This window comes from Parabacteroides goldsteinii DSM 19448 = WAL 12034 (assembly GCF_000969835.1).
In the GTDB taxonomy this organism is placed as follows: domain Bacteria; phylum Bacteroidota; class Bacteroidia; order Bacteroidales; family Tannerellaceae; genus Parabacteroides; species Parabacteroides goldsteinii.
Map to the genome: position 1 here is coordinate 1,331,897 of NZ_KQ033913.1, position 12,860 is coordinate 1,344,756.

General features: G+C 47.3%; 11 protein-coding genes. 1 reads left to right on the forward strand and 10 read right to left on the reverse strand.

Translation table 11 applies throughout. The features are described from left to right. Positions 1 to 5: 5 nt before the first annotated feature. Positions 6 to 1,004 carry a 2-hydroxyacid dehydrogenase gene (locus HMPREF1535_RS18435; protein WP_046147099.1) on the reverse strand — a complete coding sequence of 333 codons (999 nt, stop codon included), beginning with the start codon at positions 1,002 to 1,004 and terminating at the stop codon, positions 6 to 8. An 87-nt stretch (positions 1,005 to 1,091) separates the two neighbouring features. On the opposite strand from HMPREF1535_RS18435, the gene HMPREF1535_RS18440 reads away from it, so the two are divergent. Continuing rightward, positions 1,092 to 3,014 carry a biosynthetic peptidoglycan transglycosylase gene (locus tag HMPREF1535_RS18440; RefSeq protein ID WP_046147100.1) on the forward strand — a complete coding sequence of 641 codons (1,923 nt, stop codon included), beginning with the start codon at positions 1,092 to 1,094 and terminating at the stop codon, positions 3,012 to 3,014. Here the strand turns inward: HMPREF1535_RS18440 and HMPREF1535_RS26430 are convergent. The 9 genes from HMPREF1535_RS26430 to HMPREF1535_RS18480 form a co-directional block, all read right to left on the reverse strand. Further along, positions 3,004 to 3,138: a hypothetical protein gene (locus HMPREF1535_RS26430; protein WP_007656740.1), complete on the reverse strand. Its 135-nt coding sequence runs from the start codon at positions 3,136 to 3,138 to the stop codon at positions 3,004 to 3,006. The genes HMPREF1535_RS18440 and HMPREF1535_RS26430 overlap by 11 nt on opposite strands. Then, entirely contained in the window at positions 3,135 to 3,335 is a 201-nt protein-coding gene (locus tag HMPREF1535_RS18445; protein WP_007656741.1) for a DUF6722 family protein, read from the reverse strand. Before HMPREF1535_RS18445 ends, HMPREF1535_RS26430 begins: the two co-directional genes overlap by 4 nt. Positions 3,336 to 3,415: 80 nt before the next feature. Beyond that, complete coding sequence (locus HMPREF1535_RS18450) at positions 3,416 to 4,594, reverse strand: sensor histidine kinase (protein WP_007656742.1); 1,179 nt, start codon at positions 4,592 to 4,594, stop codon at positions 3,416 to 3,418. After that, on the reverse strand, positions 4,591 to 5,268 hold the full coding sequence (locus HMPREF1535_RS18455) for a response regulator transcription factor (RefSeq protein ID WP_007656744.1): 678 nt from the start codon (positions 5,266 to 5,268) through the stop codon (positions 4,591 to 4,593). Before HMPREF1535_RS18455 ends, HMPREF1535_RS18450 begins: the two co-directional genes overlap by 4 nt. 41 nt (positions 5,269 to 5,309) lie before the next feature. After that, entirely contained in the window at positions 5,310 to 8,435 is a 3,126-nt protein-coding gene (locus HMPREF1535_RS18460) for an efflux RND transporter permease subunit (RefSeq protein WP_046147101.1), read from the reverse strand. A 10-nt stretch (positions 8,436 to 8,445) separates the two neighbouring features. Then, complete coding sequence (locus tag HMPREF1535_RS18465) at positions 8,446 to 9,531, reverse strand: efflux RND transporter periplasmic adaptor subunit (RefSeq protein WP_046147102.1); 1,086 nt, start codon at positions 9,529 to 9,531, stop codon at positions 8,446 to 8,448. A gap of 39 nt (positions 9,532 to 9,570) precedes the next feature. Next, a complete protein-coding gene (locus HMPREF1535_RS18470; protein ID WP_010803109.1) occupies positions 9,571 to 10,839 on the reverse strand; it encodes a TolC family protein in 1,269 nt (422 codons plus the stop codon). Between the two features lie 107 nt (positions 10,840 to 10,946). Further along, on the reverse strand, positions 10,947 to 11,411 hold the full coding sequence (locus HMPREF1535_RS18475) for a septal ring lytic transglycosylase RlpA family protein (RefSeq protein ID WP_010803108.1): 465 nt from the start codon (positions 11,409 to 11,411) through the stop codon (positions 10,947 to 10,949). 23 nt (positions 11,412 to 11,434) lie between these two features. After that, a complete protein-coding gene (locus HMPREF1535_RS18480; protein WP_046147103.1) occupies positions 11,435 to 12,808 on the reverse strand; it encodes a cytochrome c peroxidase in 1,374 nt (457 codons plus the stop codon). Between the last annotated feature and the right edge of the window lie 52 nt (positions 12,809 to 12,860).

Consider the following 12,860-nt stretch of genomic DNA (forward strand, 5'->3'; position numbering starts at 1 on the left):
TCTGTTTACAGAATAACTTCGTTCACTAAAGGACGGTTTTGACGGAAATCCTCGATGTTCTGCAAGGTCGTTTCCGCAATATTATGCATTGCCTCCTTGGTAAAGAAGGCTTGATGAGAGGTGACAATCACATTATTGAAAGACAATAGACGCGCCAGCACATCGTCGTCAATAATTTTGTCGGATTTATCTTCATAGAAGTAATCTCCTTCCTCTTCATACACATCCAGTCCGGCTGCCGAAATCTTCTTTTCTTTCAGTCCTTCAATCAGGGCATTCGTATGAATTAACTGTCCACGTCCGGTATTGATAATCATTACGCCGTCTTTCATCTTAGCGATTGAATCATCGTTAATGATATAACGGGTCTGCTCCGTCAACGGGCAGTGAAGCGAGATAATGTCCGAACTTTTATATAATTCATCCAGCGTCGTATAAGTAATTCCTTCCTCTTCTGCGAATTTATAATCCGGATAAACATCGTAAGCAAGGATATGCATACCCAGTCCTTTCAATATCCGTATCAATATCTTGGCAATCTTTCCGGTACCGATAATACCGACAGTCTTGCCGTGCATGTCGAATCCCATCAAGCCGTTCAACGAGAAATTACCATCACGTGTCCGCCAATAAGCACGATGGATTTTCCTGTTTAACGAAAGCATCAGAGCCAACGAATATTCGGCTACGGCGTAAGGAGAATAAGCCGGCACACGGACAACCGGAAGTTTACCTTTAGCCGCTTCCAGGTCTACATTATTAAAACCGGCACACCGTAAAGCCAACAGTTTGACCCCATTATCGGCCATCGCATCTATAACAGCCGCATCGGCCGTATCATTCACAAAGATGCAGACAGCATCGGCACCCTGCGTCAGGACAACGTTATTCGGATTAAGGTGCCCCTTAAAGTACTTGATATCGTAATTATACTTTTCATTTACTTTATCGAAAGAAGCTATATCGTATGGTTTAGCTCCAAAAAATGCAATCTTGTATGACATATTATTTGTTTTTTATTAAAACAGATTAAACATATCGAATGTTGAGAAAAAGCATTATTTTTACCCCGTTTTAAACGAAAAGAAATTATGCATCAACCTGTTAGGAAAAGAATTGCAACAGGTGTCATTCTTTTAACTGTTCTGGTACTTCTTTTGTTTTCCGCACGGAATCTGTTCGTACGGAAATATATAGACCGTAAACTGGAAAAGATAGAGGAAGTACGCCGGTTATCCATCCATTATGACGATATACATATGCTCGGCCTGAGCGGTATACAAATCGATGGAGTATCTGTAATCCCGCTGGAGGCGGATACTTTTCTGCAAAGCCGTTCTTTCCGGATTAAACTGGAACTTTCCGAACTTTTCCTTTTTAAGATATCGGTAAAAAGCATTGAGGCGGAGGGGTTGAATGTCTCTTTCATAAAGAATAACAATACTTCAAATTTTGAATTTCTGTATCATGGAGCAACAGTTCCGGAAGCTCCTGTTCAATCCGGGGCAGAACGGAATTTTGCACAGAGAACAGGCAAAATATTTGGCCTGCTTTTCAAACTGCTTCCCAATAACGCTGCTTTACGAAACCTGAGCGTCTCTTATCTGAATAAAGGAGACGAACTTCTTATTGAGATTCCTTCCCTGACGATAAGAGACAATCATTTCACCACTGGAATACGAAGTACGGAAAACGGTATCCAAAGCGAGTGGGTTTGTGAAGGTTCATTACAGGACAAAGAGAAGAAAATAGAGGCCCGGCTGCATGCCAGGGAGAATATAAAGATTACCCTCCCCTTTCTGAATTACCGCTGGGGTGCACAGATACAGTTTGACACGCTGGCTTTTAAACTGGAGCAGATACAGAAAAAGAGTGACCTGCATACCGTCCGGGGACAGGCACATATCAGCGGCCTGACGCTTCATCAACAACGTATCTCTCCCGATACGGTTCTACTGGACCAGGCCACGCTCGACTGCCTGGTGAATATCGGAAAGAATTATCTGGAACTGGACAGCGCTTCTCTAATCAACTTCAACCGGCTGGATTTCCATCCCTATCTGAAGACTGAGAAAAATCAGGACTGGCATATTACAGCTTCCGTAAATAAACAGGATTTTCCTGCCAATGATTTGTTCGCTTCCTTACCTCGAGGTCTGTTCTACAACCTGGAAGGATTGAGGGCTGACGGTACTTTATCGTATCATTTCCTATTAGACATGGATTTAGCCTTGTTGGACAGCCTGCAACTGGAGTCATCGCTTACTGCCCGTAACTTCCGGATTGTCCAATATGGAAACACCGACCTGAGGAAGATGAATGAGCCGTTTGAATATACGGCTTATGAAAACGGAGAGCCGGTCCGTACATTTGAGATTGGCGAAAGCAATCCCTCTTTCCGTCCTTTCCAGGCCGTATCCCGTTATCTGCCATTAGCTATTATGCAGAGCGAAGATGCCGGTTTCTTTCATCACAACGGATTTATTCCGAGCGCGATACGTGAATCCCTGATTCTCGACCTGAAAGAACGGCGTTTTGCTCGTGGCGGAAGTACGCTGAGTATGCAACTGGTGAAAAACGTTTTCCTGAGCCGCAATAAGACGATTGCCCGTAAGCTGGAAGAGATGCTGATTGTCTGGCTGATAGAAAGCAACCGTCTTACCACAAAAGAACGTATGTTTGAAGTCTATTTGAATATCATTGAATGGGGACCGCTTATCTATGGTGCCGCCGAAGCCTCGCATTTCTACTTTGCCAAAGAACCTTCGGCTTTGACTTTGGGAGAATGTATCTTCCTTGCCAGCATAATCCCCAAACCGAAACATGTCCGGTATTGCTTTGACGGATTACAGTTAAAACCATATTATACTGAATTTTATAACGTAATTATAAATCGTCTCATCGACCGCGGACTGATAACTCCCGAAGAAACGGAAGGAGTACGTCCCGAAGACCTGAAAATAACAGGGCCGGCTAAATATTACTTAGCTGGCCCGGATGATATTATTCGTTAGAACTTTGTTTTTCTTTTTCCCGTTTCTTTTCTTCCTGCTTGCGATCTCTTATATCTACCCACTTGACAAAAGATAACACAGTTATAACCATAACTAAAGCGATCATATATACGTAGATATTCATAACTTTACTTCCTTTTTATTAGAATTGTCAATTAAAACAAATCCCATCATTATTAAAAAGAATGAGAAAAATACTCCCAAACTATAAATAACCCATCTATTAATGGGTTCATTCACGATACCACTGAGAATAATTCCTCCAAAAATCAATTTAGCCATATCAAGGAGAAACTCTCCCGCTTTTTCTTTTACATTCATAGTTATAAGTTTTTAGTTGATAAACATTGCGCCAAAGATAAAGATTCTTTTCCAATAAACAAATGAAAGGAGAACTATTATTATCCAAAGTCTATGATAACATTTGTCCCTTTATTCAGTTCCGAATCAATCGTAACTTTAGCCCCATAGGTCGTCAGTATACGCAATGACAAACTAAGCCCGATGCCATGTCCGGAAAACTCTCGGGTATTGGAGGCACGGTAGAAAGGCTGGTAGACACGCTCCAATTCTTCCACCGGGATGCCAATTCCCGTATCTTTTATTTCGAGGACCGACCCCATCAAACGCATCTCGACCGATTCTTCCCCTGAATATTTACAGGCATTATTCAGTATATTACTGATGGCTATCTTTAATAAATGAGGGTTTGCCGTCAGGCAGAAGGCAAAAGTATCTGTCGTGAACTTGATACGGTTACCGACAAACTGCATCAGGAAATCGGCCAGCATAATAGTCTCGGTCGCATTTTTAAGTATCTCTTTATCCCCGTGCGAGAGGAAGAGTAAATGCTTCATCAATTGTATGATACGCTTATTTTCCGAAGCGATACGTTTCAATGCGGACTGGTATTCTGCCGGAGTACGTTCCTTTAGCAAACTAATCTCACACTCTCCCTGTATAGCAGTAAGCGGATTGTTCAGTTCATGCGAGGCATTACTGATAAACGCCTTCTCACTTTGATAAGCAGCATCGATACGGTCGACCATGCGGATTGCATAGAGCTTTCCGACAAAATAAATCAGTACCGCACTTATAACAATCAAAGCCAGCAGCAACCAACCGATACGCTGCTGGATATCTCCGCCATACTGGTTGTTGGAGATAACAAGGACAATAAAATTACCCTCGTTATCCGGATAATAAAGTGCTGCTCCCACCTTCTCCTTTTCATGGAAAGTGATTACCTCGCCCTTATATAACCGTTCAATCTCTTTTTCCGTCATATAACGGACCAACGTTACATGCGTCTCCGCCACACTGTCCGCATTCAGTAATATCTCGGTGGCAACGGGTAAAGTCTCTTCATACCGTTTTTGTATCCGGGCATAACTTTCCTCGTCCACTTCATCCTTCTCCCAATGTTTTTCGGCTGTTGCATAGGCCTTTTCCGTCAGATAAGAATAATAGAGGCGGCTGATATAGTTTGTCGCAATAAAATAAAAGGCAACCGTGACAAGCGCAATGATACCCACCGTCATCGCCGTATAGAAGAAGGCTATCTTATTCCCTGTTTTCATGCTTCCATCATATAACCGATACCTACAACGGTACGAATCAGCTTATGGTCGAAGTCCTTGTCTATCTTACTGCGAAGGTAATTCACATAGACATCGACTACATTTGTATTAGTATCAAAATCTTTATCCCATACATGCTTCAAAAGGGTGAGGCGATTCAAGGCCGTACCCTGATTCAGTATGAAATATTCCAGCAAGCGGTATTCCTTGACCGTGAGGTCTATCGGCGTACCGTTACGAAACGCCCGGTGGCTGGTCGGGTCGAGACTCAGGTCGCCACAGCGCAAGGAAGCCGTGGCAGTCTCCGTTCCAATCCGCCGCAGAAGAGCTTTGATACGTGCTTCCAGTTCCTGAAAGCTAAAAGGTTTGACCAGGTAATCGTCTGCACCGGCATCGAGGCCGTTAACAATATCGTCTGTCGTACCCAACGCCGTCAACATAATCACAGGCGACTGGTATCCGTACAACTGGCGGTATTGGCGGCACAATTGCAACCCGTTCATCCGGGGCATGATTATATCCAGTATCAAAAACTGGAAGTTCTCTTTCTGCAACAACTCCCAACCCGCCATACCGTCATAAGCCACGCTTACTTCATGACCGAACTCCTGCAACCCCCTCTCTATGAAAGAGGCGATATTCACTTCATCTTCTACCAATAATATCTTAGCCATCTGATTTGCCATTTATGTCGTTCAGATTACAAATATACGATTTACAATCTACGCTGTAATAACTTTCCATCTTTATCATACAGCATCCGGCTGTAAAAGGCTTCCACCATAAGCGGGAAGACAAAGAGTGTGAAGAAAGTAGCCCCTATCAGTCCGCCGATGATGACGATGGCTAACGGGCGTTGGCTTTCCGAGCCGATACCGTGGCTGAGGGCGGCGGGCATCAGTCCGATAGCTGCCATCGAAGCCGTCATGAGCACGGAGCGGACACGGTCTTTCACACTTTGTTTTACAGCCAACGGCAAAGGTGTACGGTTTTTCAAGTTACCTTTTATATCGGAAATCATGATAACCCCGTTCTGGATACAGATACCAAACAGCGCGATAAAACCGATACCTGCCGAAATCGAAAAGTTGAAGCGGGTAAGCAGGAGAGCGACAATCCCTCCCACAGCCGCATAGGGTACATTCAACAGCACTAATCCGGCATCGCGGGCATTGCCGAACAGCACGAACAGGATGACGAAGATGATGGCAATACTCACCGGAACCACCTGTGCCAGTCGTTTCGTAGCACGCTGCTGGTTCTCAAAGTCCCCCGTCCATTTCAGGGTATAACCTTCCGGTAGCTTCACCTGCCGGTCGACTTTTTGCTGTGCTTCGGCTACTGCCGTACCCATATCGCGGCCACGGACGGAGAATTTAACGGCACAGAAACGGGCATGGTTATCGCGATAGATAATCAGCGGGCCGGTTATCGTATGGATATCGGCTAACTCTTTGATGGGCACCATCGTCCCGTCGCGGGCCGGAACCAATATTTTTCCTATCTCGTCCTCGCTCCGGCGGAAGGCTGATTCGTAGCGCACCATGATATTAAACTTCCGTTCGTCTTCGTAAAGCAACGAGGCGCTCTTGCCCCCTATCGCCATCTCGATAATGGACTGCACATCTTCTTTTGCCACTCCGTAACGGGCCAGACGCGATTCGTCGAGTTCGATACGCAGTTCCGGTTGCCCGATATTTCGTATGACTCCCAGGTCTTCGATGCCTTCGACGGTTTCCAGGACTTTAAAGACTTCGACGGCTTTCTTTTCCGACTCGTACAAGTCTTTACCGAACACTTTCACTGCAATCGAACCTTTCACGCCACTGGCAGCTTCTTCCACATTATCGGTGATAGGTTGGGAGAAGTTGAAGTCTACGCCCGGATAGATAGCGAGGTCGTCCTCCATCTTCTCAATCAATCCCGCCTTAGTCAATTTGCTGGCCCACTCCTTTTCAGGATAAATGTCTACATGAAACTCGATATTGTAGAAGCCTGTCGCATCCGTTCCGTCGTTGGGACGGGCCGTTTGCGAAAGCACCTGCCGTACTTCGGGATACGACGCCAGTTCGCGGCGCATCCGGTTTGCCAGCTTAACGGACTCATCCAGGGAAATACTCTGCGGCAAGGTGGCACGGATATAAATAGAACCTTCGTTCAGCTGCGGAAGAAACTCAGTCCCCAGCAAAGTAAAACACCACAAACCAACGGCAGCCACCAGCGAGGCAATGCCGATAGTAGTCTTCTTATGTGCATGGCAACGGTCAAATATCGAAACGGATACCCGGTTTATCCACGCCAGAAACGGATTATGCCTTTCACGCACATTCCTTTTCAACAGCATCGAAGAAAGCACCGGGACTAATGTCAACGTAAATATCAAAGCCCCCAGCAAGGCAAACCCGAGCGTATATGCCAGCGGACTGAACATCTTCCCTTCCACCTTCTGAAAAGCGAATATCGGAACCAGTGCCGTAATAATGATTAGCTTGGAGAAGAACACCGCCTTCGCCCTGTCTTTGGCCGTCTGGCGAATCAGTCCCATCTTACTCATCACATTGAAGGCAGGCATTCCCACCTCACGCGCCTTCCGGTCGAGAGCCACAAACAACCCTTCCACCATCACGACCGCCCCGTCGATAATGATACCGAAGTCGATCGCCCCCATCGAAAGCAGGTTTGCACTCATTCCCATCGCCCGGAGACAGATAAAGGCGAAGAGCAGCGCCAACGGGATAATAATGGATACAATCACCGTTGTACGCCAGTCTGCCATAAAAATCAACACAATGAAAGTTACCAGCAAAATACCTTCGGCCAGGTTATGCGTCACCGTCCGTACCGCCAGGTCCACCAGGTCCTCGCGGTCGTAGAAGGATACAATCCGCACATCTTCCGGCAACGCATTTTCCTGTATGTCCGCTATCTTTTCTTTCAGGGCGGCAATCACTTCGCCCGGATTCTCTCCTTTCCTCATAACGACAATCCCCTGCACGACATCGTCTTCTTCCATGCGTCCCACCTGTCCCAACCGGGGCAGGCTCGATTCGTGGACGCTTGCCAGATGTTTCACCAGGATAGGCGTGCCGTTGATGTTCTTGACGACGATATTCTCAATCTCCTTCGTATCGTTGATCAGTCCGATGCCGCGTACCACATAAGCCTGCGAACTTTTGGTTATCACATCGCCCCCTACATTAATATTACTCTTTGCAATCGCGTCGAACAGTTCCAGAGACGTCACGTTATAGTTAATTAGCTGGTTCGGGTTAACACTCACTTCAAACGTCTTCACCTCGCCGCCGAAGCTGACGATATCCGCCACTCCCGGCACCGCCCGCAGCTTACGCTCGATTACCCAGTCCTGGAACGTCTTCAGTTCGCGCACTGTCCGTTTGTCGCTCCGCAGCGTATAACGGAAAATCTCCCCCGTCGGTCCGTACTGAGGCTGTACCTCCGGCGTAACCCCCTCCGGCAGGTCGGCATCGTTCAACAGGTTATATACTTGCTGGCGGGCATAGAAGTCATCCGCGTCATCGTCGAACATCACATTGATGACCGAGAGGCCGAACAGCGTCGTGCTGCGGATATCCGTTTTCTTTTGTACCGGATTCATCGCTATTTCGATGGGGATAGTGATAAACTTCTCTATCTCTTCCGCACTGCGTCCCGGCCATTGGGTAATGATTGTCACCTTCGTGTTCGTCACATCGGGAAAGGCGTCGACAGGCGTATGGATAAAGCTCACTGCTCCCGCTATCACGGCTATGGCGGTACAGAAAAAGATAAAGAATTTATTCTTCAGCGAGAAAGCTATTATGTTATCTATAAATGTATGCATCGTTCCTCGTTTACTTTAAAGCGTTATAAACCAAAAGAGCATTCCGGTCGATAATCCGGTCGCCCTCTTTCAGCCCGGTTTCCAGGAAACAGTACTTATCGGTCTGTTTGAATACCGTCACTTCACGAGTCTGCAACACATTGTCGCTGCCTATCCCCACAACAAAATGACGACCGTTCTCAAATATGACGGCACGGGCCTCCACACGGGGCATCACCTTCCCGTTCGCATCAGTCTGCACATAGACATTGGTGAACATGCCAGGTTTCAGCAGGTAATCTTCATTCTTCAACTTAACCCGTATGCTCATTGTTTTGCTCTCGCTATCCAGCATATTATAGACCTTGTCAACCGTTCCGGTAAACTCCCTGTCCCGGTAAGCCAGTGTCGTTATGCGGACTGCCGCTCCTTCGCCAACCCTGCTGATATCGCTCTCGTAAACATCAGCCATCACCCAGACGTTATCCAATCCCGAAATCGTGAACAACTCCTCCGTCTGGTCTGAACGTATCTGCATATTGCGGCTTACATTCTTCCCGATAACGAAACCGGAGACAGGCGATTGTATCTCATAAGTAGAATTACCCGTAATATGGTAGATGGCATACACTTCGTCAATCCGCTTCTGCTCGGCCCGGGCATTTGCCGCTTCCTGCTCCGCCTGAAGGACATCACGTTCGGAAGCCATTCCGCTGTTGAACATATCCCGTGTAGCTTCCAGATTGCGGTCGGCAAGTATAATCTGCTGCCCCGCCTCCTTGCGCTGCTTCTCGTAATCAGCCACTTCGCTGCTATGGATAACGGCGAGTATATCTCCTTTCTTTACATAGTCGCCCATCTCGACATTCACCTCCGTGATATTTCCTCCGAAGATGGGATAGACACGCGCCAGTTGTTCCGGATTGAAACCGACACGCCCATTCAACAGCAACTCATTGCTCAGGGGCATCTCATGCACAGTCTCGACCGAAACCACTTTCTGCAAACTGTCGGTCAACATCAAAGGTGCCGGCGCTTCCTCCTGCCCGCCTGTTTTCCTACCGCACCCTATCAGTAACGGCAACAACAGCATCCATACAATACAATTCTTTTTCATTCTATTTCTCATATCCTTATATTCAATATTCATTAGGCATTAATAGCTGAACACGTCGCTGCCCGTCACGGTATTGACTTCCTCCATGGCGAGGAATACATCTTTCTCCGTCTGGTAAAGTTGCAGGCAGGTTTCTTTATACGCCTGGTAATAGTCGATAAACTCCAGCAGGCTGATATTACGCTTTTGGTAGTTGCTGTTTACCCCCTCGATGATAGTCCCGAAGTCACGTTCCAGTTCAAAGTTGGAAGAACGATACAGTTTGACCGCCTTCTCCAGTCGTGCATAGCTGGTGAAAAGTTCCGTTTCCGCCTGCCGGCGGGCAAGTTCTTCCCGGTTCGTGTTTTGCAGTACGGCAAGGCGGGCAGATTTGATATTCCCCTGATTGCGGTTGAAGACAGGAACCGAGATGCTCAGTCCTACGGCAAAGTAATTATCACAGAAGTTACCTGCCCTGTCATAAGACCCTTTCAGGCTTACTTCGGGAAAGGCCAGCGACTTTTGCAAGCTCACATTGGCACGTGACACCTGTATATTCGTCCGCGCCATCTTCATATCCGGTCGCCCGGCAAGCCGCTCCGACAGTTCCGCAAAAGGGACTGCCCCGGTATCCATCTGTTTCAGTACCGACGCATCGAAGACCGGCTCAAACGTCTCGTCTGCCTCCAACCCCAGCAGCAACCGCATATCCCCTTGCAAGGCGATAAGCCGGTTCAACGCATCATTCCTCTCCTGTTGCAGAGAAAGCAAAAGTGCCTGTATCCTCGACTTTTCGAGCAGGGAGATATTTCCTTTCTCATTCTGCTCCTTCATCGCTTCCAGCAGTCGTTCCAGGTAATCTATCTCCTTGTCATAGACCGAGAGTGATTTCCGGGTATAATAAATCTCAATGAATTTGCTGTTCAACTCGCTGCGCAACGTGCGCAACACCTCTTCAAACTGGTAGACCGCCATCTCCTTATTTAGCTTCTCTACCCGCACCCGCTTGTTGCGTTGTCCTGCAATATAGATTAGCTGTTCAATCTCTATCACAGCTTCGCCTTCCTTCCCGACGTCGAAATACTTCCCGTTCAGACGGTTGTAGACATTCTGTTCCAGCGAAATGACCGGGTTTTCAAACAACCTGGCCTGGATAACTCCAGCCTCGGCAATGTCGATATTATAACGCTCCGCGATCAGTTCGAGATTGCAGGTGGCAAAGCGCTGCCCAGCTTCCTGTAAAGTAAGTTTGACAGATTGACCCTCTGCCCTGGTGACATAGCAGAATACCGGTAAGACAAGTAATAAAAGAATGAATCGTTTACCCATGTGCATCTCTTTTTTTTGAGCGCAAAGGTATAGGGCGGGGCATTTTACGTCCCTACGTATCCGATTAGAATCCTCTTAGTTGAAATTAGAATTTGATTAGAACCGCTTCAATCATTTATTATCATGCGGTATGGAGGTTTAGGCATCATATCCTCCGTGGTAAGTGTCGGAGGAAATTTAGGATAGATAAGTTCCAGCCAGCGCAAATCTATAGGGCCGGGGACTTCTTCCACCCGTACACGGGCAAGCCCTTTCTTCTTAAATCCCAGTAGCTTTGCAGCGCCCGAGGATACGTCGATAATCCGCCCCTTACGGTGTGGACCGCGGTCGGTGACGCAGACTATCACGCTTTTCATATTCTCAAGGTTGGTGACACGCAGATAAGTACCGAAAGGATGAGTGCGGTGGGCGGCAACCATCTCGTCTTTGTCATGGATACGGCCGCTCGATGATTTCCGACCGTGAAAACGTTCGTGGTAATAAGAAGCAAGCCCCTCCTCCTGTCCCCATACGCCCCCTGTGCTTTGCAAAGCAATCAGCAGAAGAACGATATGGAACAAGCGGAAGGGCATGTGCATTATATAACTAATTTGTATTATTGAAGCAACTCTCCGTTATACTCGCCGGTCAACGTACCGAGGAACGCCACAATCTTCGCCGTTTCGGCATCCGAGATACGTTTTCCAATCTGGAACTCATGCATCACCTGGATAGCATCCTCTATTGTGGTTATCGAACCGTCGTGCATATAAGGCGTTGTTAGCATTACATTACGCAGTGTAGGTGTCTTGAATTTATGACGGTCAGCCTCGTTTTTGGTTACTGCCCAGCGTCCGTTGTCACCATCCGTCAAGCCAGTGCCGCGGTAATCGAAATAATTATCCTTGATACCCATATATTCATACGACTGTCCGCCCAAGTTCATACCGACGTGGCAAGTCGCGCACTTATTGTCTTTAAACAACTGGTAACCTTCCAGTTCCTCGGCTGTAAGGGCATTCTTGTCTCCTTGCAGGTATTTGTCGAAACGGCTCGGTGTAAGCAACGTCTTTTCAAACTCAGCGATAGCCTCCGTTACCGTCGACTGCGTAAACCCTTCGGGGAATACTTCAAGGAAGCGTTTGCTCAACTCCTTGTCTTCAGCCAGCTTGGCACAGATTTCGTCGAATGAAGCGCTACCCATTTCCACCGGGTTCAAAGGAGGTCCGGCAGCCTGCTCTTTCAGGTCGGCAGCGCGTCCGTCCCAGAACTGCACGAAGTTGAGTGCCGCATTATAAACGGTCGGTGCATTCACTCCGCCGAACTGGCCATGGATACCTTCCGAGAACTGCTTGCGATCTACTCCAGCCGTATTCAATCCGTGACAAGTGGCACACGAAACCGTGTTATCACCCGACAGGCGTGTGTCGTGATACAAATCAAATCCTAAAGCAACCTTAGCCGAATCGGTCGGGATAGCAGCCATCAACGGTTGAACCGGTTCATTGGCAAACTCTTCTGCTACGGTAGGCGATACATAATTGTTCTTACGGACATCTTTCGCCCAAGCGATAATGACCGCTTTTTCGTCGTCATTCAGACTGGTTCCCCAGTGCACTGTGTAATATTTGGCTGGAGGCATCGAACCGCTCAGGGCAGTGTTCTCCACTTTCGCCAAATCGACTTCCGACACAGGCTGTCCGTTATCCAGTGCTGTTAACATCGCTGTAAGGTCCAGATAATGTGTACCTTCTTTCATATCAGCCTGCACAACCGGACCGATAACCGGCAACTTTCCATAAAAAGGAACATTTGCGGTGGCCGAGTGACATTCCATACATCCGTTGTTACGGATAATCGAAGCTACCTGTTTTGCCTTGTCGCCCTCATGTTTCTTGTACTCATTGGATGAGCACGAAGGCATTGTCAAAGCCAACGTAAGCAGTCCGGCAGGAAGTACCGCCATCTTACTAAAACTAGTGTTACGCATAATTATTGGTTGTTTGAGATTTGTTTCCTGCAAAAGTAGATATATTTATTAA

What these genes read in the sequence shown, in the direction of transcription:
- HMPREF1535_RS18435 (WP_046147099.1), bottom strand. Translation starts at nt 1,004, where the DNA reads ATGTCATACAAGATTGCATTTTTTGGAGCTAAACCATACGATATAGCT.
- HMPREF1535_RS18440 (WP_046147100.1), top strand. Translation starts at nt 1,092, where the DNA reads ATGCATCAACCTGTTAGGAAAAGAATTGCAACAGGTGTCATTCTTTTA.
- HMPREF1535_RS26430 (WP_007656740.1), bottom strand. Translation starts at nt 3,138, where the DNA reads ATGAATATCTACGTATATATGATCGCTTTAGTTATGGTTATAACTGTG.
- HMPREF1535_RS18445 (WP_007656741.1), bottom strand. Translation starts at nt 3,335, where the DNA reads ATGAATGTAAAAGAAAAAGCGGGAGAGTTTCTCCTTGATATGGCTAAA.
- HMPREF1535_RS18450 (WP_007656742.1), bottom strand. Translation starts at nt 4,594, where the DNA reads ATGAAAACAGGGAATAAGATAGCCTTCTTCTATACGGCGATGACGGTG.
- HMPREF1535_RS18455 (WP_007656744.1), bottom strand. Translation starts at nt 5,268, where the DNA reads ATGGCTAAGATATTATTGGTAGAAGATGAAGTGAATATCGCCTCTTTC.
- HMPREF1535_RS18460 (WP_046147101.1), bottom strand. Translation starts at nt 8,435, where the DNA reads ATGCATACATTTATAGATAACATAATAGCTTTCTCGCTGAAGAATAAA.
- HMPREF1535_RS18465 (WP_046147102.1), bottom strand. Translation starts at nt 9,531, where the DNA reads ATGAAAAAGAATTGTATTGTATGGATGCTGTTGTTGCCGTTACTGATA.
- HMPREF1535_RS18470 (WP_010803109.1), bottom strand. Translation starts at nt 10,839, where the DNA reads ATGGGTAAACGATTCATTCTTTTATTACTTGTCTTACCGGTATTCTGC.
- HMPREF1535_RS18475 (WP_010803108.1), bottom strand. Translation starts at nt 11,411, where the DNA reads ATGCCCTTCCGCTTGTTCCATATCGTTCTTCTGCTGATTGCTTTGCAA.
- HMPREF1535_RS18480 (WP_046147103.1), bottom strand. Translation starts at nt 12,808, where the DNA reads ATGCGTAACACTAGTTTTAGTAAGATGGCGGTACTTCCTGCCGGACTG.